This is a genomic window from Streptomyces tyrfis, from assembly GCF_037034285.1.
Classification (GTDB): Bacteria; Actinomycetota; Actinomycetes; order Streptomycetales; family Streptomycetaceae; genus Streptomyces.
In genome coordinates, this window is sequence record NZ_JBAGJZ010000005.1 from 108,276 (window position 1) to 125,361 (window position 17,086).

General features: G+C 73.8%; 14 protein-coding genes and 1 riboswitch. Of the genes, 11 read left to right on the forward strand and 3 right to left on the reverse strand.

Translation table 11 applies throughout. The features are described 5' to 3' along the window. Window positions 1-251 precede the first annotated feature (251 nt). The 3 genes from WA762_RS05725 (at window position 252) to WA762_RS05735 (ending at window position 4,385) form a co-directional block, all read left to right on the forward strand. The gene (locus WA762_RS05725) at window positions 252-1,634 is read left to right on the forward strand and encodes a M16 family metallopeptidase (protein ID WP_335933443.1); all 1,383 of its coding nucleotides are present in this window, start codon (window positions 252-254) and stop codon (window positions 1,632-1,634) included. Between the two features lie 23 nt (window positions 1,635-1,657). After that, entirely contained in the window at window positions 1,658-3,040 is a 1,383-nt protein-coding gene (locus WA762_RS05730) for a M16 family metallopeptidase (protein ID WP_335933618.1), read from the forward strand. 372 nt (window positions 3,041-3,412) lie between these two features. Continuing rightward, window positions 3,413-3,580, forward strand: a riboswitch (cyclic di-AMP (ydaO/yuaA leader). A gap of 13 nt (window positions 3,581-3,593) precedes the next feature. Continuing rightward, complete coding sequence (locus tag WA762_RS05735) at window positions 3,594-4,385, forward strand: M23 family metallopeptidase (RefSeq protein WP_335933445.1); 792 nt, start codon at window positions 3,594-3,596, stop codon at window positions 4,383-4,385. Window positions 4,386-4,774: 389 nt separating this feature from the next. Here WA762_RS05735 and WA762_RS05740 read toward each other — a convergent pair whose 3' ends face one another. Further along, on the reverse strand, window positions 4,775-5,056 hold the full coding sequence (locus WA762_RS05740; protein ID WP_335933447.1) for an HPr family phosphocarrier protein: 282 nt from the start codon (window positions 5,054-5,056) through the stop codon (window positions 4,775-4,777). 174 nt (window positions 5,057-5,230) lie between these two features. Between WA762_RS05740 and WA762_RS05745 the strand changes: the two genes are divergently transcribed. From WA762_RS05745 to WA762_RS05770, 6 genes are all read left to right on the forward strand, one after another. After that, complete coding sequence (locus tag WA762_RS05745) at window positions 5,231-8,194, forward strand: bifunctional acetate--CoA ligase family protein/GNAT family N-acetyltransferase (RefSeq protein WP_335933449.1); 2,964 nt, start codon at window positions 5,231-5,233, stop codon at window positions 8,192-8,194. 125 nt (window positions 8,195-8,319) lie between these two features. Then, window positions 8,320-8,916, forward strand: a complete 597-nt coding sequence (locus WA762_RS05750; protein ID WP_335933451.1) for a DUF5998 family protein — start codon at window positions 8,320-8,322, stop codon at window positions 8,914-8,916. After that, window positions 8,916-10,103: an alkaline phosphatase family protein gene (locus tag WA762_RS05755; RefSeq protein ID WP_335933453.1), complete on the forward strand. Its 1,188-nt coding sequence runs from the start codon at window positions 8,916-8,918 to the stop codon at window positions 10,101-10,103. Before WA762_RS05750 ends, WA762_RS05755 begins: the two co-directional genes overlap by 1 nt. 76 nt (window positions 10,104-10,179) lie before the next feature. Further along, window positions 10,180-10,317: a hypothetical protein gene (locus WA762_RS05760; protein ID WP_335933455.1), complete on the forward strand. Its 138-nt coding sequence runs from the start codon at window positions 10,180-10,182 to the stop codon at window positions 10,315-10,317. Then, the gene (locus WA762_RS05765) at window positions 10,317-10,964 is read left to right on the forward strand and encodes a thymidine kinase (protein WP_335933457.1); all 648 of its coding nucleotides are present in this window, start codon (window positions 10,317-10,319) and stop codon (window positions 10,962-10,964) included. The genes WA762_RS05760 and WA762_RS05765 overlap by 1 nt, the downstream gene beginning before the upstream one ends. 221 nt (window positions 10,965-11,185) lie before the next feature. Further along, window positions 11,186-12,124 (forward strand): PaaX family transcriptional regulator, encoded by a 939-nt coding sequence (locus WA762_RS05770; protein ID WP_335933459.1) that lies wholly within the window; start codon window positions 11,186-11,188, stop codon window positions 12,122-12,124. Window positions 12,125-12,148: 24 nt separating this feature from the next. On the opposite strand, the gene WA762_RS05775 is transcribed toward WA762_RS05770, so the two are convergent. Next, window positions 12,149-12,925 carry a VOC family protein gene (locus WA762_RS05775; protein ID WP_335933461.1) on the reverse strand — a complete coding sequence of 259 codons (777 nt, stop codon included), beginning with the start codon at window positions 12,923-12,925 and terminating at the stop codon, window positions 12,149-12,151. 236 nt (window positions 12,926-13,161) lie between these two features. Between WA762_RS05775 and WA762_RS05780 the strand changes: the two genes are divergently transcribed. Continuing rightward, window positions 13,162-13,989, forward strand: coding sequence for a sulfurtransferase (locus WA762_RS05780; protein ID WP_335933462.1), 828 nt, complete (start codon window positions 13,162-13,164; stop codon window positions 13,987-13,989). Between the two features lie 403 nt (window positions 13,990-14,392). On the opposite strand, the gene sepH is transcribed toward WA762_RS05780, so the two are convergent. Next, window positions 14,393-15,448, reverse strand: a complete 1,056-nt coding sequence (sepH, locus tag WA762_RS05785; protein ID WP_335933464.1) for a septation protein SepH — start codon at window positions 15,446-15,448, stop codon at window positions 14,393-14,395. Between the two features lie 498 nt (window positions 15,449-15,946). Between sepH and WA762_RS05790 the strand changes: the two genes are divergently transcribed. Continuing rightward, window positions 15,947-16,999, forward strand: a complete 1,053-nt coding sequence (locus tag WA762_RS05790) for a hypothetical protein (protein ID WP_335933466.1) — start codon at window positions 15,947-15,949, stop codon at window positions 16,997-16,999. Window positions 17,000-17,086: the final 87 nt, after the last annotated feature.

Genomic DNA, 17,086 nt, shown 5'->3' on the forward strand with positions numbered 1-17,086 from the left:
CGGGCAACCTCAGGTTCTGTCGCGGACCATTGTGGACCGCCGCACTGACATCACCGACCTCGCCCCGTCCCTAGCGCGGTCCCCGGACCCGTCCGACGGTACCCCCGGACCGGTCCGGAGAGCGCGCGCCGGGTGGTGCGCCCCTCTTTCACGCGAACTTCCGCGGTATGGGAACTTCGTCAGGTGCCTGTGCGCTTGCTTACAGTGGCAGGTCTCGCAGCAAAACCAGTAACGCGATCGAAGGGACGTACATGCCCATGGGTCACACGGCCACAGCCCAGGCCGGTTCCGGCGGCTTGACAGCGACCGAGCACCGCCTGGCCAACGGCCTGCGCGTGGTGCTCTCGGAGGACCATCTGACCCCGGTCGCCGCGGTCTGCCTCTGGTACGACGTCGGATCACGCCACGAGGTCGAGGGGCGCACCGGCCTGGCGCACCTCTTCGAGCACCTGATGTTCCAGGGCTCCGCCCAGGTCAAGGGGAACGGGCACTTCGAGCTGGTGCAGGGCGCCGGCGGTTCGCTCAACGGGACCACCAGCTTCGAGCGCACCAACTACTTCGAGACGATGCCCGCGCATCAGCTGGAGCTGGCCCTCTGGCTGGAGGCGGACCGGATGGGCTCCCTGCTCTCCGCGCTCGACGAGGAGTCGATGGAGAACCAGCGCGACGTCGTCAAGAACGAGCGGCGCCAGCGCTACGACAACGTCCCGTACGGCACGGCGTTCGAACGGCTGACGGCGCTCGCCTACCCGGAGGGCCACCCGTACCACCACACTCCGATCGGCTCGATGGCGGATCTGGACGCCGCGACGCTGGAGGACGCCCGCGCCTTCTTCCGCACGTACTACGCGCCGAACAACGCGGTGCTGTCGGTCGTCGGCGACATCGACTCCGAGCAGACGCTCGCCTGGATCGAGAAGTACTTCGGCTCCATCCCGTCCCACGACGGCAAGCAGCCGCCGCGCGACGGCGCGCTGCCCGAGGTCATCGGGGAGCAGCTGCGGGAGGAGGTGCGCGAGGAGGTCCCGGCGCGGGCCCTGATGGCCGCCTACCGGCTGCCGCACGACGGCACCCGTGAGTGCGACGCGGCGGACCTCGCGTTGACCGTGCTCGGCGGCGGCGAGTCGTCGCGCCTGCACAACCGCCTGGTCCGCCGCGACCGCACGGCCGTGGCGGCGGGGTTCGGGCTGCTGCGGCTGGCGGGCGCCCCGTCGCTGGGCTGGCTGGACGTCAAGACGTCCGGCGGCGTGGAGGTGCCGCAGATCGAGACGGCGGTCGACGAGGAGCTGGCCCGGTTCGCCGCCGAGGGGCCGACGCCGGAGGAAATGGAACGCGCGCAGGCGCAGTTGGAGCGCGAGTGGCTGGACCGGCTCGGTACGGTCGCGGGCCGCGCCGACGAACTCTGCCGGTACGCCGTGCTGTTCGGCGACCCGCAGCTGGCCCTGACGGCCGTGCGGCGGGTGCTCGACGTGACGGCGGAGGAGGTCCAGGCGGTCGCCAAGGCCCGGTTGCGTCCCGACAACCGGGCGGTGCTGGTCTACGAGCCGGTGGAACCGGCCGAGTCCGCGGACGGCGCGGACGCCGACGAGACCGACGCCGACGACACCGACGCGCACGAAGGAGCGGGCAAGTGACCGACGCCGCGACTGGAGTATCGATGCAGTTCCACCCCCGCCCGGCCGCCGGCGTCGCCCGCCCCTGGGCCTTCCCCGCGCCGGAGCGCGGTTCGCTGCCCAACGGGCTCACGGTGCTGCGCTGCCACCGCCCGGGCCAGCAGGTGGTGGCGGTCGAGATCGTCGTCGACGCCCCGCTGGACGCCGAGCCCGAGGGCCTGGACGGCGTGGCCACGATCATGGCGCGGGCCCTGTCCGAGGGCACCGACAAGCACACCGCCGAGGAGTTCGCCGCCGAGCTGGAGCGCTGCGGCGCCACGCTCGACGCGCACGCCGACCACTCCGGCGTCCGGGTGTCCCTGGAGGTCCCGGCCTCCCGGCTGGCCAAGGCGCTCGGGCTGGTGGCCGAGGCGCTGCGGGCCCCCGCCTTCGCCGAGAGCGAGATCGAGCGGCTGGTGCGCAACCGGCTCGACGAGATCCCGCACGAGCAGGCCAACCCGGCCCGGCGCGCCGCCAAGCAGCTCTCCAAGGAGCTCTTCCCCGCCACCTCGCGGATGTCGCGACCGCGTCAGGGCACCGAGGAGACGGTGGAGCGGATCGACTCGGCGGCGGTGCGCGCCTTCTTCGACGCCCATGTCCGTCCGTCCGCGGCGACCGCCGTGGTCGTCGGCGACCTGACCGGCATCGATCTGGAGGCCCTGCTCGCCGAGACGCTCGGGGACTGGTCCGGCGACACCGCCGAGCCGCGTCCGGCCCCGCCGATCACGGCCGACGACACCGGTCGCGTGGTCGTCGTGGACCGTCCGGGCGCGGTGCAGACGCAGATGCTGATCGGCCGGATCGGGGCCGACCGGCACGACAGCGTGTGGCCGGCCCAGGTGCTGGGCACGTACTGCCTGGGCGGCACGCTCACCTCGCGGCTGGACCGGGTGCTGCGCGAGGAGAAGGGCTACACCTACGGTGTCCGGGCCTTCGCCCAGGTCATGCGTTCCTCGGCCCCGGACTCCGCCACCGGGGCGACCGGTGCGGCCATGCTCGCGATCAGCGGATCGGTGGACACCGAGTCGACCGGACCGGCGTTGTCGGACCTGTGGACGGTCCTGCGGACGCTGGCGGCCGAGGGGCTCACCGACGAGGAGCGCGAGACCGCGGTGCAGAACCTCGTGGGCGTCGCACCGTTGAAGTTCGAGATGGCGGCCTCGGTCGCCAGCACCCTCGCCGACCAGGTGGAGCAGCATCTTCCGGACGACTACCAGGCCCACCTGTACGCCCGGCTCGCGGAGGCCGGCACGGTCGAGGCGACCGCGGCCGTGGTCAACGCCTTCCCGGTCGACCGGCTGGTGACGATCCTCGTCGGGGACGCGTCCCGGATCCAGGAGCCGGTGCGGGCGCTGGGCATCGGTGAGGTGTCGGTGGTCACCGGCTGACGGCGGCGCCCGGGCGCGCCCGGGGGCGGGGCTCGCCCCGTGCTCCCGCGGCCCCGGTGCGGGCGACGGGGCGGGGAAGCGGGCGCCCGGCCTCGTCCGCGTGCGGGCGGATGCCGTCCCGGCCCCGAGGTACGGGAAAAGGCCTCCTCGACGTGCGCCGGGCGCGGGGCGGCACCCGCCGCGCGGATGTGAGGGGGAGCCCTGTGGGCGATGTCTCGCCGGGCCTTCCCCGAGATCCGTTCCGGCGGCGGGGTTGCCCGTACGCCCTGTGGCATGCGCTACAAAACGGCTTGTGCGTTTGGCGAACGAACAGACAGGCGCATAGCGTCTACCAGGCTGTTCGCCCCTCGTACGTCGCGACCGCGACGCACCGGACAGCCATCGCCGAGTCCCCGCCGGGCATACGCCCGAGGGAGCCGGGGACCCACGCAGTCCCTGGGGTGAATCGGACGTCCGGGTCTTCATGAGGCCGGGACGCCCGTAGGAGACCTTCCTGCTCCGAACCCGTCAGCTAACCCGGTAGGCGAGAAGGAAGGAAAGGACCAGCCACTTCATGGCGTTCACCCGTGCCACCGGGAAGCATCGTGCCCCGAACCGGCTGACGTGCACCGGTGCGAAGATCGCCGGGGTCGCGGCCCTGGCCGCCACCGGCGTCGTCGGAGGCGTCGCCTCTCCGGCTCTGGCCGCGGAGACAGAGGCCCCCGCCGTCGACGAGACCGGACTGAACCAGGTCATCGCCATCGAGGACGTCATCGCCGACCGGATCGACGCCCAGGCCGCGGCTCAGCAGCACCAGGCCGACGTCGCCGAGGCGAAGGCGGCGGCCCAGCGAAAGGCCGAGGCCGAGAAGCGCGCCGCGGCCAGGGCGAAGGCCCGGGCCGAGGAGAAGCGCGCCGCCGAGGCGCGGGCCGCCCGCTCCGCCGAGCGCGCCCGCCTGGGCGCCTTCCGGCTTCCGGTGGCGGGCTCCTACGTCACCACCGGGTACAAGTCCAGCGGTTCGCTCTGGTCCTCCGGAAGCCACTCGGGCATCGACTTCCACGCGGCTTCCGGCAGCTCCGTCGTCGCCATCGGCTCCGGTACGGTCGTCGAGGCCGGCTGGGGCGGCGCGTACGGCAACAACATCGTGCTCCGGATGACGGACGGCACGTACACGCAGTACGGGCACCTCTCCTCGATCGGCGTCCGGGTCGGGCAGAGCGTCCTGGCGGGTCAGCAGATCGGGCTGTCCGGCTCGACCGGCAACTCCACCGGCCCGCACCTGCACTTCGAGGCCCGGACCACTCCCGCCTACGGCTCCGACATCGACCCCGTCGCGTATCTGCGCGCTCACGGCGTCGCGGTCTGACCGGCGTTCCGCCCGCAACCGCCCGAAGGCCCCGGCAGCACCGTGCCGGGGCCTTCGCATGTCCGGGCCGGGGCGGCCGCCGCGTCTTCCGCCCGGCGAAGCGCCGTTCCGTCCGGAGTCGTACCGCTCGTCCGCGGCGTGCCGGACATGGTGAAGGGCCGTGCCGGACATGGTGAAGGGCCGCGGCTCCAGGGCTGCTTCCGGGAGTTCCCCGGTGGCTGGAGATTCCGCGGCCCTTTCGTCGGACCGGACCGAATGGAATCGGGCGGAACCGAAGCAGTCCAAACCGAATCAGACTGAACCGAAGTGGACCGAATCGAAACGGGCTGGGCCGAGTGGGACGGAGTCGATCCGGTCCAGGCCGGACCGGGCGGTTCCTGCGAACCGGATCAGACGGTTTCCGGGAGCTCGTCGAGGCCCTCGGCGACCAGCTTCGCCAGGCGGTCCAGAGCGGTCTCGGCGTCCTCGGCGTCGGACGCGAGCACGATCTCCTCGCCGCCCCGCGCGCCGAGACCGAGCACCGCGAGCATGGAAGCGGCGTTCACCGGGCTGCCGTCGGCCTTGGAGACCGTCACGGGGACACCCGACGCCGTGGCGGCACGGACGAATATGGAAGCGGGGCGGGCGTGCAGGCCCTCGGCCCAGCCGACGTTGACACGGCGCTCAGCCATTGGTTCTGCCCTTCATGGGTCAATAGTTGTCTAGACCATTCTCTCATGTGGTGCGCGGTGCTCGGGCCGGTCCGCGCCGCACCCATGACCAGTGCCGCAACGCCGTTCGGCCTCCCTCAGACTGCCCCGGCCCCGGCACGTACGCGACCGGTGGGCGAGCCGTAGTCTGTGCCCATGCAGTCTTCGTCGGAGTCGAGTCCGCATCACGCCTACCCCGATCACTGGGAAGCAGACGTGGTTCTCCGCGACGGAGCGACCGCGCGGATCAGGCCGATCACCACGGACGACGCCGAACGCCTGGTCAGCTTCTACGAGCAGGTCTCCGACGAGTCGAAGTACTTCCGTTTCTTCGCCCCGTATCCGCGGCTGTCCGCCAGGGATGTGCACCGCTTCACCCATCACGACTACGTCGACCGGGTGGGGCTCGCGGTCACCGTCGGCGGCGAGTTCATCGCGACCGTGCGCTACGACCGGATCGACGGGCGCGGCCGGCCCGCCTCCGCGCCCGCGGACGAGGCCGAGGTCGCCTTCCTCGTGCAGGACGCGCACCAGGGCAGGGGAGTGGCGTCGGCGCTGCTGGAACACATCGCCGCCGTGGCCCGTGAGCGCGGCATCCGCCGTTTCGTCGCCGAGGTGCTCCCCGCGAACACCAAGATGATCAAGGTGTTCCGGGACGCCGGCTTCACCCAGCGGCGGAGTTTCGAGGACGGCTCCGTCCATCTCACCCTGGACCTCGAACCGACGGCCGAGTCCCTCGCCGTCCAGCTCGGCCGTGAACAGCGGGCCGAGGCGCGCTCCGTGCAACGGCTGCTGGCCCCCGGTTCCGTCGCCGTCATCGGAGCGGGCCGCACGCCCGGCGGGGTCGGCCGCACGGTCCTGCGCAACATCCTCGGGGCCGGGTTCACCGGCCGCACCTATGCCGTGAACCGCTCCTTCGCCGCCGACCAGGGCACCATCGACGGCGTCCCCGCCCACCGATCCGTCGGCGAGATCGGTGAGCCGGTGGACCTCGCGGTCGTCGCCGTCCCCGCCGAACGGGTCCCGGAGGCCGTGGCCGACTGCGGCGAGCACGGTGTCCAAGGGCTCGTCGTGCTCTCCGCCGGATACGCGGAGTGGGGAGCGGAGGGCAGGGACCGACAGCGCGAACTGGTCCGCCAGGCGCGCTCGTACGGGATGCGGATCATCGGCCCGAACGCCTTCGGCGTCATCAACAACGCCGAGGCCGTCCGGCTGAACGCCTCCCTCGCTCCCGAACGGCCCGAGCCCGGACGCATCGGACTGTTCTCCCAGTCCGGGGCGATCGGCATCGCGCTGCTCTCCCGGCTCTACCGGCAGGGAGCGGGACTCTCCACCTTCATCTCGGCGGGCAACCGCGCGGACGTCTCGGGCAACGACTTCCTGCAGTACTGGTACGAGGACCCGGACACCGACGTCGCCCTGCTCTACCTCGAATCGTTCGGCAACCCGCGCAAGTTCATGCGGCTCGCCCGGCGCACCGCGGCCGTGAAACCCGTGGTCGTGGTGAAGGGGGCCCGGCACAGCGGCGCCACCCCGCCCGGCCACGCCGTGCCGGTCAGCCGGATTCCGGACGCCACGGTCTCCGCGCTCATGCGGCAGGCCGGTGTGATCCGCGTCGACACGGTCACCGAGATGGTCGACGCGGGTCTCCTCCTCGCGGGCCAGCCGCTGCCGGCGGGCCCCCGGGTCGCGATCCTGGGCAACTCCGAATCGCTCGGCCTGCTCACCTACGACGCCTGCCTGACCGAGGGGCTGCGTCCGCGGCCGCCCCTCGACCTCACCACCGCCGCGACGCCGCAGGACTTCCGGGACGCCCTGACCGAGGCCCTCGCCGACGAGGGCTGCGACTCCGTGATCGTCACGGCCATCCCATGGGTGGGCGAGGACGGCGAGGCGGAGGCGGGCGACGGCGAGGTGCTGGCGGCCGCGCTGCGTACGGCCGCCGAGGCGGGCCCCGGCAAGCCGGTGGCCGTGGTCCATGTGGAGATCGGCGGGCTGGCGGAGGCCCTGGCCACGGCCGCCGGCACGGTCGCGCAGCCGCGTGCGGCCAAACCGTCCCCCGCGGCGGCCGGGGCCGTGGCCGCCGAGCCAGCCACCGGGCGTGCGTTCGCCGCTCAGAAGCCCGGGACCGCCCAGTCCGGGACCGCCCAGTCCGGGACCGCCCAGTCCGGGACCGCGGCCCAGGGCGCTTCCGGCTCGGGCGGAGCGACCGGTGCGACCGGGACGGGAACGACCGGGCGGGTGGGCCGGATCCCCGCCTATCCCGCTGCCGAGCGGGCGGTGCGCGCCCTGGCCGAGGCCGTGCGGTACGCGCAGTGGCGACGGCAGGCCGCCACACCCGGCAAGGTGCCCGAGTTCCTCGACGACACCATCGACGAGTCCGGGACCGCCGAGCTGATCGACTCCCTCCTCGGTCCCGTCCCCGACCCGCGGGGCAGGTCGCTCACGCCCGACGAGGCGTGCGAACTGCTGGGGCGCTACGGCATCGACGTACGGCCGACGCTGCCGGCCCCCGACCCGGAGGCCGCCGTCGCGGCGGCGGCGCGGCTCGGATACCCCGTGGCGCTCAAGACCACCGCGCCCCATCTGCGTCACCGGGCCGACCTCGGCGGCGTCCGGCTGGACCTCGCGGGCGAGGAGGCGCTGCGACGCGCGTACGGCGAGCTGACCGACCTGCTCGGCAAGCCGGCCGAACTGCAGCCCGTCGTCCAGGCGATGGCGCCGCGCGGCGTCGACACCGTCGTACGGGCCACGGTCGACTCGGCGGCGGGCGCCGTCCTCTCGTTCGGGCTCGCCGGCGCGCCCTCCGAGCTCCTCGGCGACACCGCCCATCGTCTGGTTCCGGCCACCGACCGCGAGGTCGCGGAGCTGATCCGATCCATCAGGGCGGCCCCGGTGCTGTTCGGCTGGCGGGGCGCGGCGCCCGTGGACACCGCGGCGCTCGAAGAGCTGCTGCTGCGGGTGTCCCGGCTGGTCGACGACCATCCCGAGGTGGTCTCCGTCGCCCTGGAACCGGTCGTGGTCGGCCCGCAGGGGCTCACCGTGCTCGGCGCGAGCGTGCGGCTCTCGCCGCCCCCGCCGCGCGCCGACCTCGGCCCCCGCCGCCTGCCGAACTACTGAACCGGCGGGACGACCGCCGCGTCCCCGTCCCGCACGGCCCCGTCTCCGTCCCACCCCGCGCACGGCCCCGTCCCCGCCCCGCGCGACGTCCCCGGCAGTCATCCGCCCCCCGTAGGATGGTGCCCATGGCTAAGACCGGTACGACGACCCAGGGGCTGCGCGCGGCGATCGAGCGCAGTGGCTACTACCCGGCCCTCGTGGCCGAGGCGGTGGAAGCCGCCGTGGGCGGTGAGCCCGTCGCCTCGTACCTCGTCCACCAGGAGACCACCTTCGACTCCAACGAGGTGCGCCGCCACGTCACGGTCCTGGTCCTGACCGGCACGCGCTTCATCGTCAGCCACACCGACGAGCAGAACGCGGACACCAGTTCCCCGTCGCCGTACGCCACCACCTCCACGGAGTCGGTCAAGCTCGACCGGATCTCGTCGGTCGTGGTCAGCCGGGTCGTGGCCGACCCGGAGAAGTACGCGCCGGGCACGCTGCCCCGCGAGGTGGTCCTCACCATCGGCTGGGGCGCGGTCTCCCGCATCGACCTGGAGCCCGCCGCCTGCGGCGACCCCAACTGCGAGGCCGACCACGGCTACACCGGCAACTCCACCGCCGACGACCTGAGCCTGCGGGTCAGCGAGGCCGGCGACGGCCCGGACACCGTGCGCCAGACCCTCGCCTTCGCTCAGTCGCTCTCCGAGGCCACGGCCGCGACCGCGGCGACCGCCCGCTGATGGCCCAGCCGGCCTGGCAGGACCCGGTCCTGCTCGACATCGACACCGCGCCCGTCCCCGAGTACGGCAGGGGCTCGCTGGCCGACCTCCTCCCCACGCTCGTCGCCGGACAGGGCGTGCCCGGTTTCGGCGCGGCGATCCCCGAGCTCTCCCCGGCCGACCGGAACTGCGTGTTCCTGATCGACGGGCTGGGCTGGGAGCAGATCAGGGCGCACCCCGACGAGGCGCCGTTCCTGCACTCGCTGCTCCCCACCTCGCGCGGCGGCACCGGTCGCCCGATCACGGCGGGCTTCCCAGCCACCACCGCGACGTCCCTGGCCTCGGTCGGCACCGGACTTCCGCCGGGGGAGCACGGCCTGCCCGGCTACACCGTGCGCGACCCGGGGACCGGCGAGCTGATGAACCAGCTCCGCTGGCAGCCCTGGACCCCGCCCGCCGTCTGGCAGCCGCACCCCACCGTCTTCGCGCTCGCCGACGCCGCGGGGGTGCGCACCGCCCAGGTGTCCGCACCGGCCTTCGAGCGGACCCCGCTCACCCAGGTCGCGCTCAGCGGCGGCACGTTCCTCGGAAGGCTGACCGGCGAGGAACGGATGGACGTCGCCGCCGAACGCCTCGCCGCCGGCGACCGCTCGCTCGTCTACACGTACTACAGCGAGGTGGACGCCAGCGGTCACCGCTTCGGCGTCGACTCCGACGCCTGGCGCGGGCAGCTCATGCACGTCGACGGCCTGGCCCGGCGCCTGGCCGAACAGCTCCCGCCCCGCTCGGCGCTGTACGTCACCGCCGACCACGGAATGATCGACATCCCCTTCGACGAGCGGTCCCGCATCGACTTCGACGAGGACTGGGAGCTGCGCGCGGGCGTCGCGCTGCTCGGCGGCGAGGGCCGCGCCCGGCACGTCTACGCCGTTCCGGGCGCCGAGAGCGACGTACTGACCGTCTGGCGCGAAGTGCTCGGCGAGCAGTTCTGGGTGGCGAGCCGGGACGAGGCGATCGAGGCCGGCTGGTTCGGCCCGAAGATCGACGAACGCGTCCACGGCAGGATCGGCGACGTCGTCGCGGCGGCCCACGACGACGTGGTGATCACCGCCTCGGTGCATGAGCCGCACGAGTCCGCGATGGTCGGCATGCACGGCTCGATGACCCCCGTCGAGCAGCTCGTGCCGCTGCTCGAAGTACGCTCGTAGCCGCTCCCCGTATTTCCGTACCGCAGCCCCGCCCCGCGGGACCGTGCCGCCGTGCCCGAAAGGTGCTCAGTTCCCCATGTCCGAGCCTGTGTTCTGCGCCGGAACGACGGACCGGGGACAGGGCCGCGTCCCGCTCGGGCATCCGCCGTCCTGGCCGGTCGGCTCCTCGCTCCTGTACCGCTCCCACTCGATCCGGAAGATTGCCCTTCACTGATGTCCGAACTGGTTTTCTTCTCCGGCACCATGGACTGCGGAAAGAGCACTCTGGCGCTGCAGATCGGGCACAACCGCTCGGCCCGGGGCCTGCGGGGCGTCATCTTCACCCGGGACGATCGCGCGGGCGAGGGGAAGCTCTCCTCCCGGCTCGGCCTGGTGACGGAGGCGGTCGAGGCGGCCCCCCGCATGGATCTGTACGCCTATCTGGTGGCCCAGATGTCGAAGGGCGACAAGGTCGACTACGTCATCGTGGACGAGGCGCAGTTCCTCGCGCCCGAGCAGATCGACCAGCTGGCGCGGATCGTGGACGACCTGGACCTGGACGTGTTCGCGTTCGGCATCACCACGGACTTCCGCACCAAGCTCTTCCCTGGCTCGCAGCGGCTGATCGAGCTGGCGGACCGGATCGAGACGCTCCAGGTCGAGGCCATGTGCTGGTGCGGCGCCCGGGCCACCCACAACGCCCGGACGGTGGGCGGGGAGATGGTGGTCGAGGGCGAGCAGGTCGTGGTCGGCGACGTCGACCGGCCGGCCGAAGAGGTCGGTTACGAGGTCCTCTGCCGCCGCCATCACCGCCGCCGCATGACCAGCGCCGCCGCCCGGGCCGGCGCGCTCTCGCCCGACGTCCTGCCGGTCACTCCCTGACGGAGACGTCCCGGCGAGGGCTCGCCGGCGCGGGGCCGCCGACGGGGCCCGACGCCCGGGACCGGTCCGGCCGCGTGCCGACGGGATCCGCCGGACCGGCGGCCGGACCGGCGGCCGGGCCGGCCGAGGCGAGCGGGACCGTGCCCGCCGGCCTCCGGCAGCCGGCGCGTGCCCCGAGGACCGTCCGTACGGGTGTCGTCCGAGGTGCTTAGGATGACGCCGTGGACACGGTGAGCGGGGAAGAGTGCACGTCGGGACCGGGCTCCCCGGGCAAGGTGCAGCCGAGGCAGCTGATCGTGACGGTCTACGGACTGTACGCCCGCGACACCGGCGGCTGGATGTCGGTGGCCTCGCTGATCCGGCTGCTCGCCGACCTGGGCGTGGAGGCGCCGACCGTGCGTTCCTCCGTCTCCCGGCTCAAGCGCGCCGGAATCCTCGAGGCCCGGTCGGTGGCCGGGTCGGCCGGATACCGGATCTCGGCGGAGACCGAGCACATCCTGCGCGACGGCGATCCGCGCATCTTCGCGGCGCGCCGCGCCACCGTGGACGAGGGCTGGGTGCTCGTCGTCTTCTCCGTGCCCGAGTCCGAGCGCGCCAGGCGTCACACCCTGCGCACCCAGCTGACCAGGCTCGGTTTCGGTTCCGTGTCCGCCGGGGTGTGGATCGCGCCGGGCCATGTGCACGCCGAGGCGGAGGACATGCTGGCCCGGCACGGGCTGCGTTCCTACGCCGACCTCTTCCGGGCCGACTACCTCTCCCCGGCGGGGACGCCGGCCGGCCCGCCGTCGGGGGAACCGTCCGGCGGCGTGGCCGACGACGAGGGCCGGGGCGCGGCGGCCCGCGGGGACCTCGCCGCGAAGGTGCGCGCCTGGTGGGACACCGTGCGCCTGCAGCGGCTGTACACCGAGTTCCTCACGGCGTACCGGCCGGTGGCCGGGCGGATCGGGAGCGGCGGCCGGATGACCGACGGCGAGGCGTTCACCGCGTACATCAGAGTCATCACCGACTGGCGCCGGCTCGTCTACCTCGACCCCGGCGTCGCCCGGGAGCTGCTGCCGGCCGAGTGGAGCGGAACCGAGGCGTCCGACCTCTTCGACGAGCTCCACGCCCGGCTGTCCGGTCCCGCCCGCCGGCACGTCGAGCGGCTCCGGACCGGCTGACGCGCCGGCCCGGAGCCGGGCGGCTCAGCCGGCCGCCGACCGCACGACGGTGAACACGGCGCCCTCCGGGTCCGCCACGGTCGCGATGCGCCCGGCGGAGCTGTCGCGGGGCGGCTGGAGGACGTACCCGCCGAGGTCCACCACGCGGTGCGCGGCCGCGTCGGTGTCGTCGACCTCGAAGTACGTCATCCAGTGCGGCCCGCGGTCGCGGGGGAGGGCATGGCCGACGCCGTGGACCGAGGCGATCGGGCGGTCGCGCAGATGCAGGGTCTGGTAGTCGAAGTCCGCGGAGACGACCGCCTCCGCCTCGTAGCCGAACACCGTCTGGTAGAACTTGCACACCGTCGAGGTCTCGCGGGTCAGCAGCTCGTTCCAGACCGGGGTGCCATGGGTCCCGGAGAGCGCCGTGCCCAGGTGCGCCGCGGCCTGCCAGACACCGAAGACCGCGCCGCCGGGATCGGCGGCGATGGCCATCCGCCCCGCCTCGCCCGCGTCGAGCGGCCCGACCGCGACCGTGCCGCCGCAGGACCGGATCAGCTCCGCCGTGACATCGGCGTCGTCGGTGGCCAGATAGGTCGTCCAGGCCACCGGCAGAAGACGGTCGGACGGCATCTGCCCGATGCCCGCGACCACCTTTCCGTCGATCGACGCGCGGACGTACGGACCGAGTTGGTCCGGTCCGGGCGCGAACTCCCAGCCGAACAGGTCGGCGTAGAAATTCTCTGTCGCGCTCAAGCCGTGCACGATCAGACTCACCCAGCAGGGCGTTCCGGGCGTGCGCCGGGCGGGAGCCTCGGTCATTGTCACTCTCTCCTCGGACCATCGTGGTGGCCGTACGGGGGAACGGGGCCGGTGTGCCGTGGTGCGGCGGGTGGTGCGCGCCCCGTGCAGATGCTCGCATCACCGGGCGCGCGACAGGGCCCGGCCGCGCCGCACCGTCCGGGATCTCGGCAGAGAGGCCGGAAACAAGCGGTACGTCCGGTTCGGCGATGTGACGGTGTCACGGGTGGGGCCGCCCTTGCGCGAGGATGGCACCCATGAAGCCCATCATCACCGCATCGGAATGCGCGAACGAGCTGGCGGGGCCGCGCCCGCCGGTGCTCCTGGACGTACGTTGGCGGCAGGGCGGCCCGTACGGCCGCCCGGACTACGAGGCCGGGCACATCCCGGGCGCGGTCTTCGTCGACCTGGACGCTGAACTGGCCGGTCCGGCGGGCAGCGGTGGCCGCCATCCGCTGCCCGACCCGGAGGAGTTCGGCGCGGTGATGCGCCGGGCCGGGGTCCGCGCGGACACGCCGGTGGTCGTCTACGACGGCGGCCAGGGCTGGGGAGCGGCCCGCGCCTGGTGGCTGCTGCGCTGGGCCGGGCACCAGGACGTCCGGGCGCTGGACGGCGGCCTCGCGGCCTGGCGGGGGGAGCTCGACACGGAGATCCCGACGCCCGCCGAGGGCGACTTCCGGCCGGTGCCCGGGTCCGTGCCGGTGCTGGACGCCGACGGGGCGGCGGCGCTGGCCCGGTCGGGTCTGCTGCTCGACGCCCGGCTCGCCGAACGCTACCGGGGCGAAGTGGAGCCGATCGACCGGGTGGCCGGACACATCCCGGGCGCAGTCTCGGCCCCGACGACGGAGAACGTGTCGGAGGACGGCCGTTTCCTGCCCGCTTCCGCGCTGGCGGGCCGCTTCGCGGCGCTGGGGGCCGACCGGGCGTCCGAGGTCGGCGTCTACTGCGGCTCGGGGGTCTCGGGCGCCCACGAGGTGCTGGCCCTGGCCGTCGCCGGGATTCCGGCGGCGCTCTACGTGGGCTCCTGGTCCGAGTGGACCGCCGACGGGACCCGGCCGGTCGCCAAGGGGCCCGACCCCCAGTGACGGGACGCGCGCCGGGGCTCCCGGCAGGAGTGTCCGCCCCCGCCCGGCGGCCCGGGACGCGGCACGCCGGAGCGCGCCGCCGGTGACACGTGCCGCGCGGGCCCCGAGTCGCTCCGAAGGCACGGCGCGTGCGCCCCGCGTGAACGCCGCGACCGGGGCGCGCCGGACCCGGCCGGGCGGCAGGCCCCGGCCCGCGCGCGTGGCCTGAAACCGGCGCACGGTGCTGCGCCCGCGCACGGCGCGAAGCCGGCGCACGGCTCGGCGGAAACCCGCGGCGCGGAGTTCGCGCGGGGCACGAGGGAGGACCTCCGCGCCGGGGAGGCCCGCGGCCCGCGGGGGAGGCACGACACGAGGGCCCGCACGCTGTGGCGTACGGGCCCTCGTCATCCTGCGGTCGCCCCGCTCAGTCCTGTTTCTTCCGGCGCGTGCCGAAGACGATCTCGTCCCAGCTGGGCACCGCCGCCCGGCGGCCGGGCCGGACGCCGTCCGCCTCGGCCTGACGGTCCGTGGTCCCGATCAGCCGGTCGCGGTGTCCGGCCACCGAACGGGGCATCAGCACATCCGCGTAGGCGGAACCGGCGCCCGCCGAGGCCGCCGCGGCGGGCGGCTCGTCGGCCTCCGGCTCCTGCGCGGCCGCTTCCCTGACCGGCGGCTCGGGCGGCGTGGGCCGCTCCGGGACGACCATGTCGCCGCGGAAGCTGGGGACCGCCTCCAGCAGACTGGTCAGCGAATCGCGTTCCGTAGCCGAGATACCGCCGAGGTGCTCCTCGGGGTCCGGCACGGGCACCGGGACCGACGGGCGCTCCGGCTGCCGGTCCAGCGGCCGGTCGCGGGGGAGCCGGGCGATCCGGGGCACGAACGGGAAAGTCGGCTCCGGCGCGGCCACGTCGTCGGTCTCGCCGATCAGCGAACGGGCCTCGTCGTCCACGGCCTGGACCAGCCGGCGCGGCGCGTCATACGTCCAGCTCGCCGAGTGGGGCTCGCCCGCGACCCGGTAGACCAGCAGGACCTCCCAGGTGCCGTCGTCCCGGCGCCACGAGTCCCACTGGACGGTCTCCTTGTCGGCCCCGCGCAGCAGCAGCCGTTCCCGCACCGCCTCGCCGAGCTGGGGGCCGGTGTTCTCGCCGGGACGGCGTACCGGGGTCTTCCGGGCGCGCTCGGCCATGAAGGCGCGCTCCGCGAGGACGGGGCCCTCGAAGCGGCGGACGCGATCGACGGGGATCCCGGCGAACTGCGCGACCTCTTCGGCGGAGGCGCCGGCCCGTATCCGGGCCTGGATGTCGCGCGGCCGGAGGTGGCTCTCCACCTCGATCTCGATCTGGCCCAGCCGCGCGCGGTCGTTGCGCACGGCGGCTCGCAGCCGCTCGTCGATCGGAAGCGTGTACTCCGTGTTGTCCGCAGCCTTGAGCACCAGTCGTGTGCCGTCGTTGGAGACGGCCACGACACGCAGTTCGGGCATGGGGACCTCCCGGGTGGTGCCTGCCGACGTCACGTGCGTCGCTGCTTCCGCTAGTCGAGTGTGGCCTGCCCGGGTGCAGCCTGCCACAACATTGCCGTGTTGCCCGGTGTGTCGAGCGTGAGCCCTCCACCGCCGGAATGACACGGTGACCCATTGTGCAACAAGAAGTGACGTCTGGTCACATCATGTAGCCGGTCCCCGTGCGATGCCGCGGCGTCGCCGGATCGAGTGCCTCCTTCGGCTCCCTTCCCGAAGATCCCGGACACCCGTTCGGGAATCCAGCCCCAGGGCTCGCCACAGTACTCCATTCGGGCCATGCGGGTGGACCGCCGCGCCGCCCGAGTTGTCGCGAGCTGCGGGGGTTGAGCTACCCAGCGGGGTGCGGTGTGTCCCCCTTACGTGTCCTGCTTCACAGAATCTCCCGAAGCGGAACTAATCACTTCGCTCATTTGTCCCTTCCTGTTGCATGGTGGGAGAGATGTCAATCAAGGGCTGGAAATGGTGCAGAAGGCGGAAAGCGACACAGAGCCCAAGGAAAGGCGAATAGATCTGAGCCTGCCGCAGGTGGCGGGCAGCGCCGTGGCAGCGGTCGCGGCGGCGGTGGCGGCCTCCCAGCTGGGCGTCTACGGGACGATTCTGGGCGCCGGGGTGATGAGCGTCGTCGCCACCTGCGGAGGCTCGGTCTTCCAGCACATCTTCCGCCGCACCGGAGAGCAGATCCGCGAGGTCACGGTCCAGGCCAAGCAGCAGGGCCGTGAGACGGACGCCCCGGTCCGGGGACAGGACCGCACCGGCCCTCCGCCGGGGGAGCGGTGGCCGGCGGGCCCGGACCGGGGCGCCGGCCCGGCCGTCGACGCCACCACCCTGCTGCCCGTCGCCGATCCGGCCGCGGCGCCGCCCGCCCAGGACGCCACGACCGTGCTGCGCGCCGTCGGGGGCGATCAGGACCTCACCCGGCCGATGAGGCCGTTCGACGAGACCCGGCCGCTCACGGCGGCCCGTCCCGGAACGGACGAGGAGTTCTCCGAGGCCACCACGCACGGCACCCGCTTCCGCGGCTGGAAGCGCTCCGCGGCCGGGGCGGCCGTGGTCTTCGCCGTGGCGATGGCCGGGATCACCGCCTACGAGCTGGTCTCCGGGAACGACCTGAACGGCGGTCACGGAACCACCGTCGGCTCCGTGGTGCGGGGCGGCGAACGGGACTCCGGCACGAACGACCCGGCCCCGTCGGTCAGCACCGACCCGGGCCGGGACCGGACCCCGCAGCGGGAGGGCGGAGCGACCACCGGCGCCGATCCGGGGAACGAGCGGGGACAGCAGGGCCGCGACCCGGGCGCCGGCCAGGGCGGCCGTGCCACGACCGGCCCGGCCCCCGACGCCACGCAGCAGCCCGGCGACACCGGCGGCGACCGGACCGGCCCGTCCCCGGCGGTCACGCCCCCCGCCCCCTCGGTCCCCGGCGACGGCGGCGCCGCGCCGGAGGCCCCGGCCCAGGGCGACGCCCCGGCACAGGGGGGCCAGGCCACCCCCGGCACCGGTTCCGTCCGATAGGCGAACGGGACGGAGAGCGGTAACGACGAGAACGGACAGCCCGCCGGCGGGCTGTCCGTACCCGCTCCGGCACTGCCACGGTGCCGT

What these genes read in the sequence shown, in the direction of transcription:
- WA762_RS05775 (WP_335933461.1), bottom strand. Translation starts at nt 12,925, where the DNA reads ATGACCGAGGCTCCCGCCCGGCGCACGCCCGGAACGCCCTGCTGGGTG.
- WA762_RS05765 (WP_335933457.1), top strand. Translation starts at nt 10,317, where the DNA reads ATGTCCGAACTGGTTTTCTTCTCCGGCACCATGGACTGCGGAAAGAGC.
- WA762_RS05725 (WP_335933443.1), top strand. Translation starts at nt 252, where the DNA reads ATGCCCATGGGTCACACGGCCACAGCCCAGGCCGGTTCCGGCGGCTTG.
- WA762_RS05740 (WP_335933447.1), bottom strand. Translation starts at nt 5,056, where the DNA reads ATGGCTGAGCGCCGTGTCAACGTCGGCTGGGCCGAGGGCCTGCACGCC.
- WA762_RS05750 (WP_335933451.1), top strand. Translation starts at nt 8,320, where the DNA reads ATGGCTAAGACCGGTACGACGACCCAGGGGCTGCGCGCGGCGATCGAG.
- sepH (WP_335933464.1), bottom strand. Translation starts at nt 15,448, where the DNA reads ATGCCCGAACTGCGTGTCGTGGCCGTCTCCAACGACGGCACACGACTG.
- WA762_RS05755 (WP_335933453.1), top strand. Translation starts at nt 8,916, where the DNA reads ATGGCCCAGCCGGCCTGGCAGGACCCGGTCCTGCTCGACATCGACACC.
- WA762_RS05745 (WP_335933449.1), top strand. Translation starts at nt 5,231, where the DNA reads ATGCAGTCTTCGTCGGAGTCGAGTCCGCATCACGCCTACCCCGATCAC.
- WA762_RS05790 (WP_335933466.1), top strand. Translation starts at nt 15,947, where the DNA reads ATGGTGCAGAAGGCGGAAAGCGACACAGAGCCCAAGGAAAGGCGAATA.
- WA762_RS05730 (WP_335933618.1), top strand. Translation starts at nt 1,658, where the DNA reads ATGCAGTTCCACCCCCGCCCGGCCGCCGGCGTCGCCCGCCCCTGGGCC.
- WA762_RS05760 (WP_335933455.1), top strand. Translation starts at nt 10,180, where the DNA reads ATGTCCGAGCCTGTGTTCTGCGCCGGAACGACGGACCGGGGACAGGGC.
- WA762_RS05780 (WP_335933462.1), top strand. Translation starts at nt 13,162, where the DNA reads ATGAAGCCCATCATCACCGCATCGGAATGCGCGAACGAGCTGGCGGGG.
- WA762_RS05735 (WP_335933445.1), top strand. Translation starts at nt 3,594, where the DNA reads ATGGCGTTCACCCGTGCCACCGGGAAGCATCGTGCCCCGAACCGGCTG.